The sequence below is a fragment of the Microbispora sp. H10836 genome (assembly GCF_012999525.1).
GTDB lineage: Bacteria > Actinomycetota > Actinomycetes > Streptosporangiales > Streptosporangiaceae > Microbispora.
On record NZ_JABBWU010000012.1, the window covers coordinates 47,423 to 71,024 of the forward strand.

The window sequence follows — 23,602 nt, forward strand, 5'->3', positions numbered from 1 at the left end:
CGGCTCTCCGGTTCACTGCCACAGGAGCAGCACGGCGGTGAGGCCGAGGCTCGCTGCCACGAAACCGGCCGTCCTGTGCTGCAGGGCGGCCTCCCGGCGCGAGGAGACCACCAGTACGGCGCCTATGGCGAGCGCCACCACGAGGTGCAGGCCGTACCACACGGGGATCGGCACCCTGGCCAGGAAGGTTCCGGACAGGAGGTCGTCGGCGGAACCGTAGCCGGCGAGTGCGCCGAGCGCTGCCAGGCCCAGCACCGGGAGCGCGTACCGGTACCGGCCGAGCAGGGCCCAGACGACGGTCCCCAGGGCGAGCAGTATCTGGAAGCGGTGGTGCAGTTGCCGTGCGATCAGCCCGCCGTGGTCGTCGAAGCTGATGTCGAGGATCGAGTGGTAGGCGGCGGACATCGGGACGCCGCGCAGCGGCTCGTAGACGCCGGTGTAGGAGAGCGTCTCACCGCTCGGCACATAGGAGAACGCGAGGTAGCCGCCGGTGAGCAGGACGAGCACATACCAATAGACCAGTATTTCGCCCATCAACTGCCTCGCCCGATTCACCGGCACATTTCAGCACATGCGTGCGCTTCAGGAGGGCGGAAACAGATGGGCCGCCTTGGCGGGTGTCTCCCGGGTCGTGAACGGAACCGGGCTGAGCGCGTCGAGGCGCTCGGCGAACTCGGCCGAGAGGCCGGTCAGGACCAGCATCCCCGCCGTCTCCGACACGCGCTGGTGCGCCATGATCAGGGCGGTGATGCCGGTGCTGTCCCAGTAGGTCACCGCGGAAAGGTCGATCACCAGCCCCGGCGCCGGTGTGCCGGCGACGATCTCACCGATCGTCGCCGTGATCTTCGGGGCCGCCTGCTCGTCGAGGGCGCCGTCCAGCTCCAGAACGGTGTGCGACTCGAGACGGCGCAGCCGTGGAGTGGCGGACCACGACCCGGGCCCGGGGAGGGCGAAGTCGGCCGTGGCGAGGGTGCCGTCCGGGCCGGAAGCGATCGTGAACCGGTCCGACAGGTAGCGGGCGAGCCACAGCCCGTGCCCGTGCCTGACCGGCCAGGCGGCGGTGTCGTGCCCCGAGGAGCCGGGGTCGCCGACCTCGCACCGCAGCACGCCGCCGAACTGCCAGATCCTCGCCCGTCCGGTCCCCGAGCCGTGGAAGACCGCGTTGGTGGCGAGCTCGTGGACGGTGAGCACCAGGTCAACGGACCGCCCGTGCGGAAGCCCGGCGTGGACGACGTGTGCCTGCAGCGTCTCCCGCAGGGGGTAGAGCGACCCGCGGTCGAACGCGTGGTCGAGGATCAGTACCGACGTCCCGGCGTTCCGATTCCCGCTGCCGGGGTCCGAGGCGACGTGGGAGGCATGGTTGGTCGCGTCATCGCTCATGCGCGGTCACCAGGCTGATCCCGGGAATGCCCTGAGCGCCGAGCAGCACGAACCTCGGCACGATGGCGGGGTTGCACCGCAGGACGACCGTACGGGCCGGCGCGAGGCTCCGTGCCACGTCGATGATCGTCCGGGTGCAGGAGAGGTCGATGAAGGACAGCTCGGCCATGTTGATCACGACGGGACCATCCGTCCTGATCGCCTCGCTCAGCGCCAGGGCCAGGGCGTCCTCGGCCGCCCGGTCGATCTGTCCCGCCATCCGGATGCCGGGTGGCGCGTACTGGCGGCAGATCCGCAGCAACGGGTCGTCGTAGTAGGTGGCCGCGGCGACCGCCCGAGTGTGGAACGGGGAGACCGAGGCGAGGGTGACCGGGTCGAAGCGTTCCCGGTCGTACTGGCACAAGACCGACACGCTGCTGTCCGAAAGGACCGTCGCGATCTTCTCCTCGAAGGCGGGCAGCTGCTCCACACCGTGGACCGGCCGCAGCGCCCAGCCCATGTCGAGGGCCACCCGAAGACCCGAGTAGCCCCCGCGTGAGGTCAGCTCCATCTGGGAGCTCAGCCATCCCATCGCATGATCCACGCTGAAGGCCTGTTCGGACAGCAGGCCCTCCTGAGAGGCGACGACGTCCATCCGTCCGTCGGCGGTGGCGGACCGCACGGCGATCCCGCGGCGGCTCAGCTCGGCCAGCGCTCCCTGGGGCTCCTCGCACAGCCAGACGACCCGCAGCCCTCCCGACAGCCCGTCACGTACGTACGCCGCGGTGAGGTCGAGCAGCTCTTCGGGCTCGCCGAAGGTCAGACACGCGTGATCGTTGATCGCCAAATCAGTGATCTGCACCTCAGCACTGACCGTCACCGCGCCACCATCCTCAGGCGGCCCCGCCGCCCACCGCCCCATCGAGGTACCCATCGTAGTGACGGGCATACGTCAAGAATCGGTATCGGCGGCGCTGCTACAGGTACGTCGGCGTACGACCGGCCCGGTGGCGGAACAACCACCAGTTCCACGCCTGGGCGAGGAGCATCAGCGGCACCATCACCGCGGCGAAGCCCACCAGGATCCGCAGCGTGGCCGCATCCGCCATCGCCTCCGTCAGGCGCAGGCCGGTGCCGGGAGCGCCGGAGGAGACCAGCACGAAGGGGTGCAGGCCCGCGCCGAGGGCGACGACGGGCAGGGCGGCCGCGCACGAGGTGGCGGCGAAGGCCCGGCCGCCGCGTCCCGCGCCCAGGAGGGCCGCCCCCGCGAGGAGCGCGATCACCAGGGCCGCGCCGGTCGCGAGTGCGGGCCAGGAGTTGACGACGGTGTGCCGCGCCGGGGAGAGGTACCCGGCGACGAGGACGGCCGCCGCCGCCACGGCCGCCACGAGCAGGGCGCGCCGGGCGGCTCTCGCCGCCCGGGCGCTCGGCTCGCCGCCGGTTCGCCAGGCCAGGAAGGACGCGCCGTGCGCGAGGAACACCGCGGTGGTCGTGGCGCCGCACAGCAGCACGAAGGGGTCGAGCAGGTCGGCCGGGCCGAGGGAGAAGGCGTTGCGCGCGTCGAGCGGCACCCCGGCGAGCAGACGGCCCGTCACGAGCCCCCACCCCGCGGCGGGCACCAGCCCGCCCACGAAGATCAGCCCGTCCCAGATCCGGCGCGCCGAGGCGCTCCGGTGGCGGCTACGCACCTGCACGGCGGCGTTGCCGACGACGATCCCGGCCAGGATCGCCGCGAACAGGAAGTACATCCCGGACAGCAGCCGCCCTTCCAGGAAGGGGAAGGCGCCGAACAGCACCCCCGCCGCGGCGACCAGCCAGACCTCGTTGCCGAGGAAGAACGGGCCGAAGGCGTTGAGCAGTGATCGGCGCTCACCGTCGTCGCGGCCCAGCGTGGGGGCGAGCATCTGCACGCCGTAGTCCAGGCCGGCCAGGACGAAGTAACCGGCGAGCAGCAGCCCGAGCAGGGCCGGCCACACGAGTTCGAGAGTCACGGGTTCCTCTTGGGCAGGTCGGGCTACAGGGCGAGCGACGCGGCGGGCCGCTCCGCGTGCCCGTCGGGAGGCGAGCCGCCCAGGTCGGTGTCGGCCGGGCCGCGGCGGGCGTACCGAATGATCAGCGCCCAGTCGGCGATCGCCAGCGCGAGGAACACCGAGCCGAACAGCACCAGGGATGCCAGCATCGAGCCGACGTGCGACCGTGCGGCGGCGGTCGTGAGCTCGCCGTACACCGCCCAGGGCTGGCGCCCCACCTCGCGCAGCAGCCATCCGCCGAGCGCGGCGACGAAGGGCAGGGGAACCGCGACGAGCATCAGGTACGCCGCCGGACGGAACCGGAGGTACCAGTCCCGGTAAAGCAGGATCAGAGCCACGACGATCAGCAGGAGGATCAGGTATCCGACGTCCTGCATGACGTCGAAGGCGGTGGCGATCCAGGCGGGCGGCCGGTAGTCGCCCGCGCCGAACCGCTGCACCAGTTGGGCCTGTACGTCCTCGACCCGCAGGGAGCCGATGTCGTCGACGTGGCCCCGCAGGGTCGCCGCCTTCATCGGCTGGGTCTCCACGAGCGTCGGGATCTGCACGAACCCGTAGTAGAGCGCCACGAACGCCGCAGGCGTCGCCACGAACAGGCCGAGGCGCAGCGAGGCGCGGAAGAACGCACGCTCGGCCGTGCGCTTGAGGAAGTGGTAGGAGCTCATCCCCGCCATGAAGACCCCGCCGGTCATCAGGGCGGCGGACGCGGCGTGCACCAGCGCGTTGATGGCGTTGGGGTTGGTGAGCATGGCCCCGAAGTCGGTGAGCCGGGTCACGCCGTCGCGCACCTCGTGTCCCACCGGGTGCTGCAGGAAGCCGTTGGCCACCATGATCCAGTACGCCGAGGCGTACGCGGTGAGCGTGACCAGCCAGATCAGCGTGACGTGCACCGCCTTCGGCAGCCTGCCCCAGCCGAAGATCCACATACCGAGGAAGGTCGACTCGGCGAAGAAGGCGACGATCGTCTCGAGCGCGAGCGGAGCGCCGAAGACGTTGCCCGCGTACTCCGACAGCCCGCTCCAGGCGAGCCCGAACTGGAACTCCATGACCAGGCCGGTGACGATGCCCAGCACGTAGTTCACGACGTAGATCTGGCCCCAGAACCGGGTCATGCGCTCCGTGAGCGGTGAACCGCGGAGGGCGTGCCGGGTGTGCGTCACCGCGATCAGCGGGGCGAGCCCGAGGGTGAGCATCACGAACAGCCAGTGGAAACCGGCCGTGGTCGCGAACTGCAGGCGCGCCAGTGTCTCGTCCGTCATCGGCGTCCGTCGTCCGTAACTCGAAGGAGACAGGCCCAGGACGCATGGTGAAGCGACAAATCAGCCCTTTTCTCGCAAAGTCCGCAAGAGTGGACGGATCATATCCCTCATCCACGTCTCGCCGGAGCGCGAGGCCCTCGCCCACCAGCCCGGCGTGATGGCTATTCGGGGTCGATGAGGAAGGTCTGTCCGGGCGCGGAGGCGCAGGGCCGTTCGACGGCCTCCGCCCCGGGCGCGCCGTCGACGGCGAGGCACAGGTCGCTCGACGCCGGTCGGATGCGGTAGCCGTCCTCGCCGACGGGTTCGAGCCGGAAGCGCTGGTTGGGCCTGGCGCCGGTGCAGTCGCTCCAGGGCTGCAGCATGCCCGCCGTGGGGCCCGCCACGATCACCGTCAGGCAGCCGACCCCCTTCGCCGGGTCGGGGTGATCCCATTGCAGGTGGATCAGCCCGCCACCCGCCGGGGTGAGGAAGGTCCGCGGCGGAACCGCCGTGGCACAGGGACGCAGGACCGCGACCTCGGGATCGTACGGGACGTCCCTGGCCCGCCCGGCGGTCAGGCACAGGGACGGATCGGCGGCCGGCCGCACGCGAACCCACCTGCGGCCCGGCGCCGGTCCGCCCGCGCCGTCGGCCAGGTCGGACGGTGCCGGGTCAGACGGTGCCCGCTCAGACGGTGCCGGGGCGGCCGAGATCGACGAGGAGGGGCGGGAGGCCGCCTCCCCGGTGGACATGCGGTCGAACTGCCAGGCTCCGACCAGGCAGAGCAGGGCCGCGGCCGCGGCGCCCGCCACCAGTCGCCGGGCCGGGGCCTTCCGCCGGGAGGCCCCGCCCACGGGAGGCGAGGCCGGGACCCCGCCGCTGTTCCTTCCGCTCGCGTCGATGTCCAGGAGTTCGTCCGGCCGGGAGACGTCTCGTCCGGGAGCCGTCGGGGCGGACGCGGGTGGCGGCGCTGCCGGCGTCCCAGCGGAGGCCACGACGCGCGTCCCACCCCCGGGTGCGGCGGGCGTGTCGCCGGGCGGCGGGGTGGTCGTCTCGCGGGCGACGGCCAGGCGCCGGCGGGCGTCCACCCACTCGGCCACGGCGTCGTCGTCCGCCCCGCATGCCCGTACGAACGCGGCGAGCAGGTCTTCGCGCGGCAGATCCCGGCGATTGAGCGCGCCGGCCAGAGTGGCACGCGGCAGGACGTCGCCCACGGCGTCGGCGCGGCGTTCGAGCTGCCGGTAACTGCACCCGCTCCACGCCCGGAGCCGCCTCATCAGGGCGACGAACTCCGCGGGCGTGGCGGCGGTCCGCGGCTGCGGCCGGCTGTCGGTCACGCTTACTCCATCCCGTAGATCCCCTGCGCTCCCACGGCAGCCTATGCACGCTCCGGAGTGTCCGAGATCGTCCGGGAGTGTCCGGGACGCCGCCGATGTGTGGACGTGAGCCCGCGTGCCGGGCCACGGTGGCCTTGCACGACGGCCCGTCGGCGCCGGAGCACCCAGGTGCTCGGGGGCGGCGTCGCGGGGGCGGGCCGTGGCGGCGGACGTGACCGCCCATCCCGGCACCGAGTGGCGGCGCACGCATTCTCCGCGGCCGGCTGGGCGCACGTCCGCCGCCGCATCTCACCCGACATGAGGGATACGAACCATGGGACGCATAGTTCTGTCTGTTTTCACCACCCTTGACGGCGTCATCGAGAACCCGCACGAGTGGGCTTTCGGATTCGTCAGCGAGGACTCGATGCAGGCCGGCCTCGACCAGATCCGCGCGGCGCGGGCACTGCTGCTCGGGCGGGTCACCTACGAGGGCTTCGCGGCCTCCTGGCCGTCGATGACCGACGAGGCGGGCTACGCCGACGCGATGAACACCCTGCCGAAGTACGTCGTGTCGACCACGCTGACCGAGGCCACCTGGAACAACAGCACGATCATCGGCGCGGACGCCGCGGCCAGGATCGAGGCCCTGAAGAAGGAGGTGGACGGCGACATCCTCGTCTTCGGCAGCGCGGCGCTGGTGCGGTGGCTGCTGAGCGAGAACCTCCTCGACGAGATGCGCCTGGCCGTCTACCCGGTACTCGCCGGTCGCGGCGCCCGCCTGTTCGACGACGACTCCGCGGACCCCGCCACGCTGCGGCTCGCCGGCACGCAGGCGTTCTCCTCCGGCGTGGTCCTGCTCACCTACGAGCCGACCGGTGAGGGCCTCGCCGACCCGGCCGCCGCTCGCCGGGCGGCCGAGGCGAACGCCGGGGGGTGATCGAGCGCCCGCGACCCGGCTCAGCGGCGCAGCCGGGTCGCGGCGGCGTACAGGGTGAGGGAGACGGCGGCCCAGGCCAGGGTGGCGACCGTGAGGGACAGCCACAGCGGCCAGACGGCCACCGTGGTCGTCACCACGACGGCGAAGCCGATCAGGCCGAGGGCGCCGAAGGTCGCGCCCCACACGTCCTGCCCGGCCTGGCGTACGCCTTCCTCCTTGGCGATGAGGGTGACGCTCGCGAGGAGGATCGCCGGGAACGCGAGGAAGAGCCCGCCTGCGCGCGGACCGGCCAGCACCGACACCGCGCCGGCCAGCGCCGACACCCCGGCGCCGAACGCGAACCGGACCACCCAGTCGCGCGGGGGCGGCCGCCTGAGCTCGCCGATGCGCAGCCGCACCTTCTCGCCGCCGCCACGAGAGCGGCCGTCGCCATGAGATCGGCTGCCGTCGTGAGAGCGGCCGCTGTCGTGAGACCGGTTGCCGTCGTGAGACCGGCCGCCGTCACGATCGGCGCTCACGGTTCCGGCGCCGGCGGCGGGGGGAGCTCCGGCGTCCCCGGCCGGGAGAGCGAGGCGGGGACGGCCGCGGCCGGAAGGGCGAGCAGGCCCGCCGGCGCCAGCGCGTACCCGGCGGCCACCGTGGCGCCCCAGACCGCGAGCGCGGCCAGCGCCCCCCACCAGGCGCCCCACCTGCCCAGAAGGGGAGCGGCGACCAGACAGTAGAGCACGAAACCGGCCGCGCCGATCCACATGCCGCGGGCCGAGGCGAGGACGTCCGGGATGCCGGCGATGCCAGCGGTGACGATGAGGCTGGCCAGGGCCACGGAAGGGGCGGCGCAGAACACCCCGGCGAGCCGTTTCGGCGTCAGCATCGCGGCCAGCGCCGCGAAGGCCAGCACGAAGACGCCCCCGGCCAGCGCCTTCAGAACGACCTCCACGATCTGGTCGGTCACCTCGCCCACGCCGCGTCCCCTCCCCGGAACCGACACAGTTGTTCGGGGGGCGCCGCTCGCCGGTTGAACCGCGTTGATTTCCGGCACGCGAACGCCCGAAACCCCTGGCGTGGCCCGTGTACAGGGGGCGTCAATACTCGGTCCGAACCCGTATGGAAGCCGTCAAGAGCGGTCATATGCCCCCGATCTCGGACTTTGCTTGTGCTGAGAGTGCCGCAGCAATCACAACCGAGGAGTGGGGATGGCGGACGTCGTCTTCGTCGCCCTGACGATCGCGGTCTTCACGATCGTCGGGCTCGTCGTACGGGCGGTGGAGCGCCTGTGAGCGTGGTCAACGCCGTGGGCCTCGGAGTGGCCGCGGCCCTGCTGGTCTTCATGGTCGCGGCCCTGTTGTTCCCGGAGCGCTTCTGATGGGCGCGGCAGCGGCAGGGGCCGTGCTCGTGCTGTCGGTCGTCGCGGTGCTCGCCGTCGTCTACCTGCTGCTGGGCGACTACCTCTACCGGGTCTACACCGGCACCCGGCACAGCGCGGCCGAGCGCCTCGTCTACCGCGTGATCGGCGTGCGGCCGGACGCCGAGCAGCCCTGGGCGGTCTACGCACGCGCCCTGCTGGCCTTCTCCGCGGTCTCGGTGCTGGTCGTGTACGGCATGCAGCGCCTGCAGGACAGGCTGGTCCTCGGCCTCGGGCGGCCCCCGGTCCCCGCCCACGTCGCCTGGAACACGGCCGTCAGCTTCGTGACGAACACGAACTGGCAGGCGTACCCGGGCGAGACGGTCATGGGCCACCTGGTGCAGATGGCCGCCCTGGCGGTGCAGAACTTCGTCTCGGCGGCGGCCGGCATGGCCGTGGCCGTCGCGCTCGTGCGGGGCTTCGCCCGCAGGCAGGCCGACACCATCGGCAACTTCTGGGTCGACCTCGTGCGCGGCACGTTCCGGGTGCTGCTCCCTATCGCGTTCGTCGCAGCGCTGGTGCTGGTCGCCGGTGGCGTGGTGCAGAACTTCGCGTCGCCGCACGCGGTGACGACGCTGACCGGCGGCGCCCAGGAGATCCCCGGGGGCCCGGTGGCGAGCCAGGAGGCGATCAAGGAGCTCGGCACCAACGGCGGCGGCTTCTACAACGCCAACTCCGCCCATCCCTTCGAGAACCCGGCCGGGTGGACGAACTGGCTGCAGATCGTCCTGCTCCTGGCGATCCCGATCGCGCTGCCGCGCACCTTCGGCCGCATGGTCGGCCAGGTGCGGCAGGGACACGCGATTCTCGCCGTCATGGCGGTGATCGCCCTGGTGAGCGTGGTGCTGACGAATATCTTCGAGCTCTCCGGCGGGGCCGCGGTCCCCCGGGCGGCCGGCGCGGCGATGGAGGGCAAGGAGATTCGTTTCGGCGTGCCCGGCTCCGCGACGTTCGCCGCCGCGAGCACGCTGACCTCGACCGGCGCCACCGACGCCGCCCACGACTCCTTCACGCCCCTGGGCGGCATGATGACGATGCTGAACATGATGCTCGGCGAGGTCGCGCCCGGCGGCGCCGGTTCCGGCCTGTACGGCATCCTGGTGCTGGCGGTGATCACCGTATTCGTGGCCGGTCTGATGGTGGGCCGTACACCGGAGTACCTGGGCAAGAAGATCGGCGCGCGCGAGATCAAGCTGGCCTCGCTCTATTTCCTGGTCACCCCGGCCCTGGTGCTCGCCGGCACGGCCGCGGCGATGGGCAACCGGGCCAGCCTCGCGGCCATGCTGAACGGCGGGCCGCACGGCCTGTCGGAGGTCCTCTACGCGTTCACCAGCGCGGCCAACAACAACGGCTCGGCGTTCGCCGGGATCTCCGCGGGCACGCCCTGGTGGTGCGTGGCGCTCGGTCTGTGCATGGCCTTCGGCCGGTTCCTGCCGATCGTCTTCATCCTCGCCCTGGCCGGATCGCTGGCCCGGCAGGCGCCGGTGCCGGTCTCCGCCGGGACGCTGCCCACCCACCGCCCCCAGTTCGTCGGGATGGTGGCCGGCGTCACGGTCGTCCTCGTCGCCCTCACGTTCCTGCCGGCCCTCGCGCTCGCGCCGCTCGCGGAAGGACTGTCCTAGCCATGTCGTCGACGGCATCACCCCGCACAGGCGGCAGGATCGGCGGCGGTTCGCACGATCCCCGGCAGCTCGTGAGGTCGCTGCCCGACGCCGTACGCAAGCTGAACCCGGCGACGCTGTGGCGCAACCCGGTCATGTTCGTCGTCGAGATCGGCGCGTTCCTCACCACGGGCCTGGCGATCGCGAACCCCTCGGTGTTCGCCTGGGCGATCGCGGTCTGGCTGTGGCTGACCGTGCTGTTCGCCACCCTGGCCGAGGCGGTGGCCGAGGGCCGGGGCAAGGCCCAGGCCGCCACGTTGCGGGCGGCCAAGCGCGACACCATGGCCCGGCGCCTGGCGGACCCGCGCGACCCCGCCCGGTGGGATGTCGTCGGCGCCCAGGAGTTGCGACAGGGCGACCACGTCGTCATCGAGGCCGGGGAGGTCATCCCGGGCGACGGCGACGTGGTCGAGGGCATCGCCAGCGTGGACGAGTCGGCGATCACCGGGGAGTCCGCGCCGGTGATCCGCGAGTCCGGCGGCGACCGATCGGCCGTTACGGGCGGCACGAAGGTGCTGTCGGACCGGATCATCGTACGGATCACCCAGAAGCCCGGGGAGAGCTTCATCGACCGGATGATCGCCCTGGTCGAGGGCGCCGACCGGCAGAAGACCCCCAACGAGATCGCGCTGAACATCCTGCTGGCCGCGTTGACGATGATCTTCCTGATCGCCACGGTGACCATGCAGCCACTGGCGATCTACTCCAAGGCCCAGAACCCCGGCGTACCGGACACGACCGCGCTCGGCGCCGACGGGGTGAGCGGGCTGGTGCTGGTGTCGCTGCTGGTCTGCCTGATCCCGACCACGATCGGGGCGTTGCTGTCGGCCATCGGGATCGCGGGCATGGACCGCCTGGTGCAGCGCAACGTGCTGGCCATGAGCGGGCGGGCGGTCGAGGCCGCCGGTGACGTCACCACCCTGCTCCTCGACAAGACCGGCACGATCACGCTCGGCAACCGGCAGGCGTCGCAGTTCGTCCCCGCCGAGGGCGTCTCCGAGCTCGACCTGGCCGAGGCGGCGCAGCTTGCGAGCCTCGCCGACGAGACCCCAGAGGGCCGTTCGATCGTCGTCCACGCCAAGCAGGCCTACGACCTGCGTGAACGCCAGCCGGGCGAGCTGGCTCACGCGGAGTGGATCGCCTTCACCGCCCAGACCCGGATGTCCGGGGTGAACGTGGACGGCCGGCAGGTCCGCAAGGGCGCCGCGACCTCGGTCATGAAGTGGGTGCGCGACAACGGCGGCCATCCCACCGGGCATGTCGGTCACCTGGTGGACGGGATCTCCGCCTCCGGCGGCACGCCTCTCGTCGTCGGCGAGGTGTCCGGCGGAAAGGCCCGGGTGCTCGGGGTGATCCACCTGAAGGACGTGGTCAAACAGGGCATGCGGGAGCGGTTCGACGAGATGCGCCGGATGGGCATCCGCACCGTGATGATCACCGGGGACAACCCGATGACCGCCAAGGCCATCGCCAGGGAGGCCGGGGTGGACGACTTCCTGGCCGAGGCGACCCCCGAGGACAAGCTCGCGCTGATCCGCAAGGAGCAGGAGGGCGGGCGGCTGGTCGCCATGACCGGCGACGGCACCAACGACGCCCCGGCGCTGGCGCAGGCCGACGTGGGGGTGGCGATGAACACCGGCACCTCGGCCGCCAAGGAGGCCGGGAACATGGTCGACCTCGACTCCAACCCCACCAAGCTCATCGAGATCGTCGAGATCGGCAAGCAACTGCTGATCACCAGGGGAGCGCTGACCACGTTCTCCATCGCCAACGACATCGCGAAGTATTTCGCGATCATCCCGGCCATGTTCGCGGCGGTCTACCCCGGGTTGGACACGCTGAACCTCATGCGGCTGCACAGCCCCCAGTCGGCCATCCTGTCCGCGGTGATCTTCAACGCCCTGGTCATCGTCGCGCTGATCCCCCTCGCCCTGCGCGGCGTCCGGTATCGCCCCTCCAGCGCGTCCACACTGCTCGGCCGCAACCTCTACATCTACGGGCTGGGCGGCGTCGTCGCGCCGTTCATCGGCATCAAGCTCATCGACCTGTTCGTCCAATTCCTTCCGGGGATGTCCTGATGGCTGGGAACGTGATGGAACGCCTGCCGAACACACTCCGCCGGCACCTCGCGGCGGTCCGGGCCGTCGCCGTGCTCACGGTGATCCTGGGCGTCCTGTATCCCCTGCTGGTGACCGGCATCGCCCAGGTCCTCCTCCCCCACAGGGCCGGCGGCTCGATCCTGCGCGAGGACGGCAGGGACGTGGGCAGCGCCCTCGTCGGGCAGCTCTTCACCGACCGGAACGGCCGCCCGGTGCGCGGATACTTCCAGAGCCGCCCTTCCGCGGGCGGCTATGACCCGCTGGCCTCGGGCGCGAGCAACCTCGGCCCGCAGGACGTCGTCGACCGGCTGCCCGACCCTCGCGGGACGGACCAGGCCGCGAGGAAGGGGAGGGTCTCCCTGCTGACCCAGGTGTGCGCGCGCTCCAAGGCGGTCGGTGAGCTTGAGGGCGTCAGCGGCGCCAGGCCGTACTGCACGGCGGACGGGGCAGGCGCGGTGCTCAAGGTCTTCCCCGCAGTCGGCAGGCCCGCGAGGGTGGTCAGCGTCAACCAGGCGTGCCCGGCCGCGCCGTTCGCCGCCACGTACCAGGGCGTGCGGGTCGAGTGCGGCAGGCCCGGCGAGGACTATTCGTCAGGGCGTACGGTGCCGGTGCGCGGAAGGGCCGGAGCGGTCGTCCCCCCGGACGCGGTGACGGCGAGCGGCAGCGGCCTCGACCCGCACATCTCCGTCGCGTACGCCGAGCTGCAGGCCCCCCGGGTGGCGAGGGAACGCGGGCTGGACGTGCGCAGGGTGCGCACACTGATCGGAGAGCACACGACCGGCCGCGCCCTCGGCTTCCTGGGGGAGCCCGGCGTGAACGTGCTGGAGCTCAATCTGGCCCTCGACAGGGAGAGGTGAGCGGCCATGCCACGCGGGCGGCTGCGGATCTACCTCGGCGCGGCACCCGGGGTGGGCAAGACGTACGCGATGCTCTGCGAGGGCCACCGCCGCAAGGAACGCGGCACGGACGTCGTGGTCGGCCTCGTGGAGACCCACGGCCGCGTACGCACCGCGCGGTTGCTGGACGGGCTGGAGATCGTCCCCCGCAGGAGCGTGACGTACCGGGGGGCGGCCTTCCCCGAGCTGGACGTGGACGCGGTCGTCGCCCGGCGCCCACGGGTCGCCCTGGTCGACGAACTGGCGCACACCAACGCGCCGGGCTCGCGCAACGCCAAGCGCTGGCAGGACGTCGACGAGCTCCTCGACGCCGGGATCGACGTGATCTCCACGGTGAACATCCAGCACCTGGAGTCGGTCAACGACGTCGTCCAGCACATCACCGGCATCCCGCAGCGCGAGACCGTGCCCGACGAGGTCGTACGGCGGGCCGACCAGGTCGAGCTGGTCGACATGACCCCGGAGGCGCTGCGGCGGCGGCTCGCGCACGGCAACGTGTACACGCCGGAGAAGGTGGACGCCGCCCTCGCCAACTACTTCCGCGTCGGCAACCTCACCGCGCTGCGCGAGCTGGCCCTGCTGTGGCTCGCCGACGAGGTGGACGAGCAGCTCGACCGCTACCGGGCCGAGCACGGCATCGCCGACACGTGGGAGGCGCGCGAGCGGGTCGTCGTCGCGCTCACCGGGGGGCCCGAGGGCGACACCCTCGTGCGGCGGGCGGCCCGCGTCGCCGCCCGGACGAAGGGGGCCGACCTGCTCGCCGTCCACGTCACCCGCGCGGACGGGTTGGGCGGCGGCGACCCGGGGCTGCTGGCGCGCCAGCGCGCCCTCGTGGAGAGCATGGGCGGCACCTACCACCAGGTGGTGGGCGACGACGTGCCGCGGGCGCTGCTGGAGTTCGCCCGCGGCGTCAACGCCACCCAGCTCGTGCTCGGCGCCTCCCGGCGCGGCCGGTTCGCCCAGGTCCTCAGCAGGGGCGTGGGCGTCGAGACGACCGCGCGGTCCGGTTCGATCGACGTCCACATGATCACCCACGAGCACGTCAAGAAGGGACGGGAACGCCCGCACCGGTCGCGGGCGGCGCTCACCCGGCGGCGCAGGCTGGCGGGGTGGGCCGTGGCCGCCATCGGCCTGCCGCTGCTCACCGCCGCGCTGCTTCCCTTCCGGGGCACGCTGGCGCTGCCGAGCTTCATCCTGCTGTTCCTGACCACCGTCGTGGGCGTGGCGCTGATCGGCGGCATGTGGCCGGCGATCACGGCGGCGGTCGCCGGCTCCCTGCTGCTGAACTTCTTCTTCACCCCGCCGCGGCACACCCTGACGATCGCCGACCCGGAGAACCTCTTCGCCCTGGTCGTGTTCGTGTTCGTCGCGGCGGCGGTCAGCATGATCGTGGATGTGGCGGCCCGCCGTACGCGGGAGGCGGCCCGCGCCGGGGCGGACGCCGAGATCCTGTCCGCGCTCGCCGGTCACGTGCTGCGCGGCGAGGCCGCCGTGCCCTCCCTGCTCGCGCGTACGCGGGAGACGTTCGGCCTGGTCGCGGTCACGCTGCTGGAACGGCGCCCCGAGGCGGGGCAGGGACCGGACGACCGGTCCGACCCGGGCTCCTGGCGGATCGTGGCCACCGCGGGAGCAGAGCCCTGCGTCTGCCCCGGCGCCGCCGACGCCGACGTGGACATCGACGACGACCTCGTGCTCGCCGCGCGCGGCCGGCTGCTGGACGCCTCCGAACGCCGCGTGATCGAGGCGTTCGCCGCGCAGGTCGCCGTGGCTCTGCGGCAGGAACGGCTGGAGGAGGAGGCCGAGCAGGCCAGGCCGCTCGCGGAGGCCGACAGGATGCGCACCGCGCTGCTCGCGGCGGTGAGCCACGACCTGCGCACCCCGCTCGCCGCCGCGAAGGCCGCCGTGGAGAGCCTGCGCGCCACGGACGTCGAGTGGTCCGCGGAGGACCGCGCCGAACTGCTGGAGACCGCGGACGAGTCGCTGGCCAAACTCGACCGTCTAGTGGCGAACCTGCTCGACATGAGCCGCCTGCAGGCCGGGGTGCTCGGCGTGGCCGCCCTGCCGGTCGCCGTCGAGGAGATCGTGCCCCGGGCGGTCGACGACCTCGGGCCGCTCGCCGCCGAGGTGAGGATCGACATCCCGCCCGACCTGCCCGAGGTCGTCGCCGACCCGGCGCTGCTGGAGCGCGTGCTCGCCAACGTCGTGGCCAACGCCGTCCGCTACACCCCCGCCGGGGAGAGCGTGCTCGTCACCGCCAGCAGGTACGGCGACCGGGCCGAGATCCGGATAATCGACCGTGGGCCCGGCGTGCCGCGCGACGCCTACGACCGGATCTTCCTGCCCTTCCAGCGGCTGGGGGACCGGGACAACCACACCGGGGTCGGGCTGGGCCTGGCCCTGGCGCGCGGGCTGGCCGAGGCGATGGGAGGAGAGTTGACACCCGACGAGACTCCCGGAGGAGGGCTCACCATGGTCCTCACCCTGCCCGTAGCCGTACACACCGACGACGTGCCCGGGCTTCCGCTGGAGCTCGGCGGCGGAGCGCCATGAGCCGCATCCTCGTCGTCGACGACGAGCCGCAGATCCTGCGCGCGCTGCGGATCAACCTGGCCGCGCGCGGATACGAGGTCGCCATCGCGGCGGACGGCGGCTCGGCGCTGCGCGAGGCCGCCGACCGGCGTCCCGACCTGATCGTGCTGGACCTCGGGCTGCCCGACATGGACGGAGTCGAGGTCATCCACGGCGTACGCGGCTGGAGCAGCGTGCCGATCATCGTGCTGTCCGGGCGCACCGGCAACCAGGACAAGATCGACGCGCTGGACGCCGGAGCGGACGACTACGTCACCAAGCCCTTCGGGGTGGACGAGCTGCTGGCCCGCGTGCGTGCGGTCACCCGGCGCGCCGGTCCCCGGGAGAGCGAGCCCGCCCGCGTACGGATCGGGGACCATGTGGTCGACCTGGCCGGCAAGACCGTCTCCGGCGACGTACGGCTGACCCCGACCGAGTGGCGCATCCTCGAACTCCTGATCCGCAACCCCGGCAAGCTGATCGGCCAGCGGCAGCTGCTGCGCGAGGTGTGGGGCGTGCGGTACGTGAAGGAGACGCACTACCTGCGCCAGTACATGGCCCAGCTCAGGCGCAAGCTCGAGGGGGATCCCGCCCATCCCGTCCACCTGATCACCGAGCCGGGCATGGGCTACCGCTACGTCCCCTGACGTCCCGCCCGGGGCTCAGTCGTCGGGGTTCGTCGTGCCCGCGAGGAACGTCGTCCGCAGCAGGGCGGGGGACAGGTCCACACCGGTGATGACGCCCGCCAGAGCGAACGCGGCGGCGATGGGATCCTCGGGCATGGCATCGTCGAAGCCGTCACGGCCGAGCCCCACGTCGCGCATCTCGCCGACCCACCGGTCGGGGTCGTCGCCGGACCGCAGGTGCGGCGCCAGGGGTTCGAACCGCGTGATCACCCGGCCGTCGATCGCGTGGGCGAAGTCGTCGGAGGCGTAGTCGTGCCTGCTGACCGCCACGACCTCGGTGCCCCGCGAGACGCGCTCGAGCACGCCCGTCTCGGCGGCGACCCGCCAGCCGCCGGGCTCGACGAGCACGGTCCAGTCGCCCGTCCGCACGGCGCCGGCCCAAGCGGCGTCCATGCCGTCCGAGATCTCCAGGCACTCCTCCGCGTTCTCGTCCAGCTCCTCGAACGTCATCTCGTCGATGGTGCTCTCGTCCACACCCAGGCGGACGAGCACCTCCCGGGGCGCGAGCCCGCGGACGAAGGACACCCCGAATATCGAGCCCAGCGGCCCGTCACCGGATAACCAGCCGAATTTCACGTCGATGTCCGACATGGCGACCTCTTTCATCTGCTGCCGGACATCATGGCAGCGATCAACGCCAGGCGCCCGGCCTCTCGGCCGTCGCCGGGGGCGGGAATGTCGGTCGCGTGCGGAAGAATCACTCTCATCATGACCACCACCACCGCGCCGATCGAGGTGCCCACCCGTTCCCTGCCGGTCGAGCTGGTCGACGGTCCCGGGGGCAGGCTCTACCTGCTCCCCTTCGCGCCGCTCACCCCGGACGACTGCGAGGCCCTGTCCGTGCTCCTCGCCGCCCGGGCCGCCGCCGTACGGCGCGACGCGTCCGCCGTGCCGGAGCAGAGCCGGCCCGGGCTCGACCTGTGATCATCTGGCTGAACGGGACGTTCGGCGCGGGCAAGACCACCACGGCGGCGGAACTCGTGCGATCGATCCCGCGGGCTCACTTCTTCGACCCCGAACAGGTCGGCGTCATGCTCACGCATGCCACGGGCCTGCCGAAGGTCGGAGACTTCCAGGACTGGACGCTGTGGCGCACGCTCGTCGTGGAGACCGTCACACGGCTGGCCGACCAGGTCGGCGGCGTCCTCGTCCTGCCCCAGACCGTCCTGGTCGAGGAATACTGGCGGGAGATCCGCGCGGGCCTGGAGGCGGCCGGCATCCCGCTGCACCACTTCGTGCTCCACGCCGACCGGGCCACGCTCCTGCGGAGGATCGAGGGGGACACGCCGTCGAACTCGCGGTGGAGGCTGGACCATCTGACGGCCTACCAGGACGCCCTCCCCTGGCTCAGCCGCGAGGGCCGGCTCGTCGACACGACGGGCATCCCGCCTGCCGGCGTCGCGGCACGCATCGCCGCCGCCGTCGCACCCGATCAGCCCTGAACCGCCTCCCACCTCCGATCACGGCTCGGATCCGCGCTCAGGCGAGCGTGTATTCCGTCTCCCCGAAGTCGGCCACCACGCGCAACCTGCCGCCCAGCGCCTCCACGTAGGACCGGAGGGTCGATGGGGTGTGGCGAGCGTCACATCGGGCGCGTGTCACGTACGGGCGGGCCGCTTCCATCTGGTGGTCGTCAACATCGGAGCGAGGAGGCGGAACGATGAGCGCACGGCACGAAGACGGCGTGGCGACCACACACCGGGTGGTGATCCTGGGAGCGGGGTACGCGGGCCTGTCCGCGGCGATCCAGCTCGCGTCGCGGGTCAGGCGCAGCGGCGACGTGCGGGTGACCCTGGTGAACGCGCAGGAGCGGTTCACCGAGCGGCTGCGGCTGCACATGTCGGCGACCGGGCAGCGGCTCGCCGAGCTGAGCATCCCCGAACTGCTGGAGGGCACGGGCGCCCGCTTCGAGCGCGGGTGGGTGACGGCGGTGGACGTGGACGCGAAGACCGTGCGGATCGACGACGAGCGCGTCCTGTCCTACGACACCCTGGTGTACGCGCTGGGCGGCGTGGCCGACACCGCGGCGGTGCCGGGCGCCGAGGACCACGCCTACACCCTGGACGGCCCCCAGGACGCCGGGATGCTGGCCGACCGGCTGTCGCGGCTCGGCGGCGGCACGGTGGCGGTCGTCGGCAGCGGGCTGACCGGCGTCGAGTCGGCCGCGGAGATCGCCGAGCGGCACCCGGAGCTGAACGTCGTGCTGCTGGGCCGCAGTGAACCCGGCGCGACGATGAACCCCAAGGCCAAGGCGTATCTGCACGCCGCGCTCGAGCGCCTGGGCGTGACGGTCCGCAGCGGGGTCGAGGTGGTGAAGGTGCTGCCCGGCACGGTCGAGCTGGCCGGCGGGGAGAGCGTGGCGGCCGACGCCGTCCTGTGGACGAGCGGCACGCGGGTGTCGCCGCTGCCGGCCGCCGCCGGGCTGACCGTCGACGCACACGGCCGCATCGTGACCGACGCCGCCCTGCGCTCGGTGTCCCACCCCGACGTGTACGCCGTTGGCGACGCGGCGGCGATCCGCCAGGGCTACGGCGTCATGCACGGCACCTGCCAGGGCGGGATGCCGACCGGTGTGCACGCCGCGGTGTCGATCGTCCGGACGCTGAAGGGCGGGCGGCCCAAGCCGTTCCGCTTCGGCTATTACCACACGCCGGTCAGCCTGGGCCGGCACGACGCGGTCGTGCAGTTCACCCACCCCGACGACAGCCCCCGGCGGCTGTACCTGACCGGCCGCGCGGCCGTCCGTTATAAGGAGACGGTGACCGCTTCACCCTGGCCCACGTGGGGCCGCATGAAGAAGATGCCGGCATCGGGCGCGTTCTGGCCCCGCGGTGGCCGCTTCACCCGGGTCGGGCAGGCGCGATGACCGAGACCTCCGACCCCGGCCAGCAGGTGTTCGTCCGGCATCGGAACCTGCTGTTCTCGGTGGCCTACCGCATCCTCGGCACCGCGGCCGACGCCGAGGACGCGGTCCAGGACGCCTGGATCAACTGGTCGGCGGCCGACCGTTCGCAGGTGGCCGACCCGAAGGCGTACCTGACGCGGATCGTGTCGAATGTGGCGCTGGAACGGCTGCGCTCCACGCAGCGCAAGCGTGAGGCCTACGTGGGGCCGTGGCTTCCGGAGCCCGTCCTCACGAGCGGCGACACCGCCGAGGCCGTCACGGAGGCCGAGTCGGTGTCGATGGCGATGCTCGTGGTGCTGGAGACGCTGAGCCCGATCGAGCGCGCGGTGTTCGTGCTGAAGGAGGTCTTCGACTTCAGCCACGCCGAGATCGCGGAGGCGGTCGAGCGCTCCGAAGCCGCGGTACGGCAGGCCGCGCACCGCGCTCGCGAGCATGTGCGGGCCCGGCGGCCGCGCTTCGCCGCCGACCGGTCGCGGCAGCGTGCGGTCACCGAGCGGTTCTTCGCCGCCGCGACCGGCGGTGACGTGAACGCCCTGATGGAGCTGCTGTCCCCGGACGTCACCCTGTGGACCGACGGCGGCGGCAAGGTCCGCCAGGCCCTGCGCCCGGTCGTGGGCGCGGCGACGGTGGCCGCCTGGTTCGCGGCCATCGGCACCGTCACCTACCAGGGCATCGAGCCCGCCGACATGACCGCCGAGCTCGCCGAGATCAACGGCGGGCCGGGCGTCGTCTTCCGCGGCCAGGGTCGTGTGATCGCCACCGTCACCTTCGATTTCGACACCGAGGGCCGGATCACCACCATCCACAACGTCGCCAACCCGGACAAACTCCAGGCGATCGCCGACGGCACCGCCCGCAGCCTCGGCACCCGGTGAGCGCCGGGTCAGCGTACGCAGCAGGTGGAGCAGGGGTCGGCGTCCGGCAGCGTCACCCACAGGCAGCACGTGCGGCGGCGGTATCCGTCGCCGTCGGGCACGAGCAGTCCGGCCACGGGCGGCCCGATCTCGTCGAGCAGCCGGGCCGCCTCGTCGTACGACCCGAGCGTGAGCAGGGGATGGGCGACCGCCTCGGCGGTGGACCCCCACAGGGTGCGCTCGCCCACCTTGGTCGCGGCACTGAGGGCTCTGACGAACGGATACTGGCTCTCCAGGAGGGCCTCCCTGATGGCCGCCGCGAGGTCGGGGACGACGACGGTGCCGTCGGCCCCGGCCAGCGGGTCGCCGGGGAGCACGGCCACGGTCACCCGGGACGCCGCCACCGTCACACCGGCCGCGGACGGCCTGAGCAGCGTGTCCTCCAGGCGCATCAGCGGCACCCGGCGGCCGAGACTCCAGCCCAGGGCCATCGGCATCGTGTGCCAGTAGCCGTAGGTCTTCCACAGCAGCGCCGCCGCCACGTGACGCGGCGCGCTCCAGCGGGCCGCCGTCTCGTCCACCAGCGCGAGCAGGCCCTCGTACGGCTCCCGCACGAGGGAGGCGGCGGGGATCCAGCCGGGGGAGTCGTCGGCGATCAGCCTGGGCAGGACCCCCAGCACGCCGTCCCGCTCCGCCGCGAGGCCTTCCAGATGGTCGGAAAGGGCGTCGAGCAGCACTCGCACTCCTTGTGTCAGCGGTCGTGTCTGGTCAGGAAGCACAGCCGGGCCCGCTTGTCCGGCAGGTCGATCTCGGGGCCGAGGGTGAAGCCGGTACGCAGCATCCGGGCGATCATCTTGTCGTTGCGGGTGTCCGGCTCGGCCACGATCCGGGTGTGGCGCGGGTCGGAGAACGCGTACGCGACGAGCACGGACAGCAGGGCGCCGGTGAAGCCGCGCTCGCCCTCCCCCGCCGCCGGCCCGAGGAGCAGGTGGACCCCGACGTCGCCCGGCTGGACGTCGTAGCACTCCCCGACCGGGTCGGCTCCGGGCTCGTACGTCTGGAAGAGCGCCACCGGCAGGTCGTCGCGGTGGACGAGATAGGCGTGGTGGGTGGTGAGACCGTCCAGGTAGTCGTAGATCTCCAGCACCCCGTCGCGGCTCGCGTCCAGCATGCCCCAGAACCGGGCCCGCTCCTCGGTGACCCAGGAGTGGATCAGATCGGCGTCGGCCGGCGGGTCCACCGGGACGACGCGGATGGCGCCGAATCCCTCGACCACCTGCTCCCACACGGCTTCGCGCCGCGGGGAGGCCGTGGTGTGCGCCCCAGTGGTCGGCGGCTCAGTGGTCAGTGGTTCAGCGGTCAGTGGCTCAGTGGTCATGCTGCTCCTCGACGAGTCGGTCCCAGTCCGTGATCACCGGCACGAGTTCACCGCGCGACCACAGCGGGTGCTGGTCACGCCGATGGGGGTCGCCCGGCACGCCGCTCGCGCCGAACGGGACGATCCACAGGCTCCCGTCGCGCCGGGAGAGGTCCCACACGTAGCGCGCGGCGGGCCCCCGGGCGAAGTGGTGGGTGACGCCGGGCACGCTCGACGTGGACAGCACGCAGTCGTGGTCGCCGGAAAGGCCCGCCTCCGTCGACGTCGCGCCCGGGATCGCGGGGTACGGCACCGCCCGCCAGGGGTCGAGCCGGTGCAGGTCGCCCCACCGGACGCCGGTCGCCTCGCCGCGTGCGGTCACGTCCTCCAGCGCCGCCCGGGCCAGGTCCGCGCGGGCTGCCCGGTCCAGCCCGGGTAGCCGGTCGGTCGTCAGCAGCTTCTCCAGGGCGTACGCGACGCGGGGAGTGAGCGCCAGCCACGGCCGGAAGACCTCGGGAGCCTCCGCGTCCACGCCGGCGAGGGCGGCCAGGGCGGGGTGGGCCGCCAGGCGCCGCACCACCTCCGCACGGACGGCGGCGTACTCCGCCGCGCCGGTGCCGCCGGCGTCCATGCGCCGGTCCCAGCCGAGCAGCCGGTCCCGCAGGCGTACGGCCTCGGGACCGAGCCCGTCAAGCCCGGCGAGCAGGTCCAGGAGAGGGCCCGCGCCCGGCAGCAGCGTGTCGGTGTGGACGGCCGCCATCTCCCCCGCCGACCAGCGCGGTGAGCCGCCGAGCAGGCGGCTGATCCGGGCGGCGCGGTACGGCGCGGCGAACTCGACGCCGAGCGGCGCGGCGAGCCCCCGCTCGTTGGCCATGACAGTGATGCCGGACACCGCGCGGCGCGGCATCGGCGCGTACAGGCCGCTCCACTCGTGCCCCGGCTCCCAGGCGGGCACGATCCGCAGCGCGTTGTCCGGGTGGCGCACGGGCACCACACCGGCGACCCGGTGCAGCAGCCCGCCGTCGACGTCCGCGGCGAGCACGACGTTGACGGGCTCGGCCCAGCGGTCGAGCGCCCGGTCCACGTCGGCCACGGTCTTGGCCCGCAGCAGCGCCGGCAGCGCCGCGAACCCCAGGTCGCGGCGCACCCGGGGCGGATACCGCAGGCTCACCGCCTCCCACGCGGTCTCCCGCTCGCGGTTCCGCGCGTCGTCCGGGAAGCCGTTCTCGTGGGGCCGGCCCTCAACGGCCGGTCCTTCGTGGTCCGCGCCCGTCGGCCCGAGCCTGTCCGGGCCGGACCCGCCGAGCATGACGACCGGGCCGCGCTCGGTCTCGACGACCTCGACCTCGGCCGGGCTCTCCCCCGCGACCTCGACGACCTCGACGTGGGCGGCGCACGGACGCCAGCCGTCCGGCCCGAGCGCCTCGAGGTGGCCTTCGCGGCGCCGGAGCCGTTCCCGGTAGAGGTCCTGGTAGTCGGCCATGGCGTTGGTGATCGCCCAGGCGACCGAGCCCGCGTGCCCGAAGTGGGCGATGCCCGGGACGCCCGGCACGGCCAGCCCTGCCACGTCGAACTCGGGACAGGCCAGGCGGATCTGCTGGTAGAAGCCGGGGTCCTCGATGAACCGGTGGGGATCGCCCGCGATCAGGGCCGCGCCGGTGACGGTGCGATCGCCGGGCACCAGCCAGCCGTTGCTGCCCGAGGTGCCCGGTCCGTCGGCCGCGAACAGCGCGACCGCCTCGGGACCCAGCCGTTCGGCCACCGCCTCGCGCCACAGCTTCGCCGGGAAGTGCGCGAAGAGGATGTGGTGGGACAGCCAGATCGCCATCGGTGTCCACGGCTCCCACCGGCCCGGCGCGAGCCCTGCCGCATCCGGACCTGCCGCATCCGGACCTGTCGCGTCGGGCCCGGCCACGCCGGGCCCTGTCGTCTCTCGCGGTGCCGTTTCCCCCGCGGCGGCGAACTCCGGTGCGCGGCGCGCCCCCTCGGGGAGCCCGGCGTTGACGCCGTCCACGTAGGCGCGCACCCACGCCGCCGTGTCGCCGTCCAGCGCGTGCAGGCAGCGTTCGGCGGTGTCCGCCAGCCGGGCCTGCCGGGCGAAGCGGTCCCAGGGCACGGCGTCCGGCCCGAGGACCGCCGCCGACGTGCCGGTCGCCCGGCGCCGCTCCACCTCGATCTGCCAGGCCCGGTCCAGGGCCGTGACGCGTCCCTGGGCGAAGGCCAGTTCGTACGGATCGTCCGCGCGCAGGTGAGGGATGCCGAAGGCGTCCCGGTACACGCTGCTCATGACG

At 72.7% G+C, this 23,602-nt stretch carries 23 protein-coding genes; 11 read left to right on the forward strand and 12 right to left on the reverse strand.

What is annotated here, in order from left to right:
• Positions 1-12 precede the first annotated feature (12 nt).
• The 6 genes from HHX30_RS22085 to HHX30_RS43345 all read right to left on the reverse strand — a co-directional run bounded on the left by HHX30_RS22085 (position 13) and on the right by HHX30_RS43345 (position 5,964).
• Entirely contained in the window at positions 13-534 is a 522-nt protein-coding gene (locus tag HHX30_RS22085) for a hypothetical protein (protein WP_169983882.1), read from the reverse strand.
• A gap of 48 nt (positions 535-582) precedes the next feature.
• On the reverse strand, positions 583-1,380 hold the full coding sequence (locus tag HHX30_RS22090) for an STAS domain-containing protein (RefSeq protein WP_169983883.1): 798 nt from the start codon (positions 1,378-1,380) through the stop codon (positions 583-585).
• A complete protein-coding gene (locus tag HHX30_RS22095; protein ID WP_169983884.1) occupies positions 1,370-2,239 on the reverse strand; it encodes an MEDS domain-containing protein in 870 nt (289 codons plus the stop codon). Before HHX30_RS22095 ends, HHX30_RS22090 begins: the two co-directional genes overlap by 11 nt.
• A 97-nt stretch (positions 2,240-2,336) precedes the next feature.
• Positions 2,337-3,350 (reverse strand): cytochrome d ubiquinol oxidase subunit II, encoded by a 1,014-nt coding sequence (cydB, locus tag HHX30_RS22100; protein WP_169983885.1) that lies wholly within the window; start codon positions 3,348-3,350, stop codon positions 2,337-2,339.
• 23 nt (positions 3,351-3,373) lie between these two features.
• Complete coding sequence (locus HHX30_RS22105; protein WP_169983886.1) at positions 3,374-4,648, reverse strand: cytochrome ubiquinol oxidase subunit I; 1,275 nt, start codon at positions 4,646-4,648, stop codon at positions 3,374-3,376.
• Positions 4,649-4,809: 161 nt separating this feature from the next.
• Positions 4,810-5,964, reverse strand: a complete 1,155-nt coding sequence (locus tag HHX30_RS43345) for a helix-turn-helix domain-containing protein (RefSeq protein WP_169983887.1) — start codon at positions 5,962-5,964, stop codon at positions 4,810-4,812.
• A 313-nt stretch (positions 5,965-6,277) separates the two neighbouring features.
• Between HHX30_RS43345 and HHX30_RS22115 the strand changes: the two genes are divergently transcribed.
• Positions 6,278-6,883 (forward strand): dihydrofolate reductase family protein, encoded by a 606-nt coding sequence (locus HHX30_RS22115; RefSeq protein WP_169983888.1) that lies wholly within the window; start codon positions 6,278-6,280, stop codon positions 6,881-6,883.
• Between the two features lie 20 nt (positions 6,884-6,903).
• Here the strand turns inward: HHX30_RS22115 and HHX30_RS41855 are convergent, their stop codons facing one another.
• On the reverse strand, positions 6,904-7,401 hold the full coding sequence (locus HHX30_RS41855) for a DUF3147 family protein (RefSeq protein WP_169983889.1): 498 nt from the start codon (positions 7,399-7,401) through the stop codon (positions 6,904-6,906).
• Positions 7,398-7,844, reverse strand: a complete 447-nt coding sequence (locus HHX30_RS22125; protein WP_169983890.1) for a hypothetical protein — start codon at positions 7,842-7,844, stop codon at positions 7,398-7,400. The genes HHX30_RS41855 and HHX30_RS22125 overlap by 4 nt, the downstream gene beginning before the upstream one ends.
• A 312-nt stretch (positions 7,845-8,156) precedes the next feature.
• On the opposite strand from HHX30_RS22125, the gene HHX30_RS22135 reads away from it, so the two are divergent.
• From HHX30_RS22135 to HHX30_RS22160, 6 genes are read left to right on the forward strand one after another with little or no spacing between them, the layout of a single operon-like run.
• The gene (locus HHX30_RS22135) at positions 8,157-8,246 is read left to right on the forward strand and encodes a potassium-transporting ATPase subunit F (RefSeq protein WP_169983891.1); all 90 of its coding nucleotides are present in this window, start codon (positions 8,157-8,159) and stop codon (positions 8,244-8,246) included.
• Positions 8,246-9,907: a potassium-transporting ATPase subunit KdpA gene (gene kdpA, locus HHX30_RS22140; protein WP_169983892.1), complete on the forward strand. Its 1,662-nt coding sequence runs from the start codon at positions 8,246-8,248 to the stop codon at positions 9,905-9,907. The genes HHX30_RS22135 and kdpA overlap by 1 nt, the downstream gene beginning before the upstream one ends.
• A 2-nt stretch (positions 9,908-9,909) precedes the next feature.
• The gene (kdpB, locus tag HHX30_RS22145; RefSeq protein WP_169983893.1) at positions 9,910-12,024 is read left to right on the forward strand and encodes a potassium-transporting ATPase subunit KdpB; all 2,115 of its coding nucleotides are present in this window, start codon (positions 9,910-9,912) and stop codon (positions 12,022-12,024) included.
• Positions 12,025-12,038: 14 nt separating this feature from the next.
• Positions 12,039-12,902 carry a potassium-transporting ATPase subunit C gene (locus HHX30_RS22150; RefSeq protein ID WP_169984084.1) on the forward strand — a complete coding sequence of 288 codons (864 nt, stop codon included), beginning with the start codon at positions 12,039-12,041 and terminating at the stop codon, positions 12,900-12,902.
• Positions 12,903-12,908: 6 nt separating this feature from the next.
• Positions 12,909-15,491 (forward strand): DUF4118 domain-containing protein, encoded by a 2,583-nt coding sequence (locus tag HHX30_RS22155; RefSeq protein ID WP_169983894.1) that lies wholly within the window; start codon positions 12,909-12,911, stop codon positions 15,489-15,491.
• A complete protein-coding gene (locus HHX30_RS22160; RefSeq protein ID WP_169983895.1) occupies positions 15,488-16,156 on the forward strand; it encodes a response regulator in 669 nt (222 codons plus the stop codon). The genes HHX30_RS22155 and HHX30_RS22160 overlap by 4 nt, the downstream gene beginning before the upstream one ends.
• Before the next feature lie 15 nt (positions 16,157-16,171).
• On the opposite strand, the gene HHX30_RS22165 is transcribed toward HHX30_RS22160, so the two are convergent.
• Entirely contained in the window at positions 16,172-16,786 is a 615-nt protein-coding gene (locus tag HHX30_RS22165) for a DUF6461 domain-containing protein (protein WP_169983896.1), read from the reverse strand.
• A gap of 117 nt (positions 16,787-16,903) precedes the next feature.
• Between HHX30_RS22165 and HHX30_RS22170 the strand changes: the two genes are divergently transcribed.
• The 4 genes from HHX30_RS22170 to HHX30_RS22185 all read left to right on the forward strand — a co-directional run bounded on the left by HHX30_RS22170 (position 16,904) and on the right by HHX30_RS22185 (position 19,975).
• On the forward strand, positions 16,904-17,119 hold the full coding sequence (locus tag HHX30_RS22170; protein WP_169983897.1) for a hypothetical protein: 216 nt from the start codon (positions 16,904-16,906) through the stop codon (positions 17,117-17,119).
• The gene (locus tag HHX30_RS22175) at positions 17,116-17,637 is read left to right on the forward strand and encodes an AAA family ATPase (RefSeq protein WP_169983898.1); all 522 of its coding nucleotides are present in this window, start codon (positions 17,116-17,118) and stop codon (positions 17,635-17,637) included. The genes HHX30_RS22170 and HHX30_RS22175 overlap by 4 nt, the downstream gene beginning before the upstream one ends.
• A 218-nt stretch (positions 17,638-17,855) precedes the next feature.
• Complete coding sequence (locus tag HHX30_RS22180; protein ID WP_169983899.1) at positions 17,856-19,061, forward strand: NAD(P)/FAD-dependent oxidoreductase; 1,206 nt, start codon at positions 17,856-17,858, stop codon at positions 19,059-19,061.
• Positions 19,058-19,975, forward strand: coding sequence for an RNA polymerase sigma-70 factor (locus HHX30_RS22185; RefSeq protein ID WP_169983900.1), 918 nt, complete (start codon positions 19,058-19,060; stop codon positions 19,973-19,975). The genes HHX30_RS22180 and HHX30_RS22185 overlap by 4 nt, the downstream gene beginning before the upstream one ends.
• Positions 19,976-19,983: 8 nt before the next feature.
• Here the strand turns inward: HHX30_RS22185 and HHX30_RS22190 are convergent, their stop codons facing one another.
• The 3 genes from HHX30_RS22190 to HHX30_RS22200 are packed head-to-tail and all read right to left on the reverse strand — an operon-like array spanning position 19,984 to position 23,598.
• Positions 19,984-20,691: a (2Fe-2S)-binding protein gene (locus HHX30_RS22190; RefSeq protein ID WP_169983901.1), complete on the reverse strand. Its 708-nt coding sequence runs from the start codon at positions 20,689-20,691 to the stop codon at positions 19,984-19,986.
• Positions 20,692-20,705: 14 nt separating this feature from the next.
• Entirely contained in the window at positions 20,706-21,332 is a 627-nt protein-coding gene (locus tag HHX30_RS22195; protein ID WP_169983902.1) for a GNAT family N-acetyltransferase, read from the reverse strand.
• Entirely contained in the window at positions 21,322-23,598 is a 2,277-nt protein-coding gene (locus HHX30_RS22200; protein ID WP_169983903.1) for a penicillin acylase family protein, read from the reverse strand. The genes HHX30_RS22195 and HHX30_RS22200 overlap by 11 nt, the downstream gene beginning before the upstream one ends.
• Between the last annotated feature and the right edge of the window lie 4 nt (positions 23,599-23,602).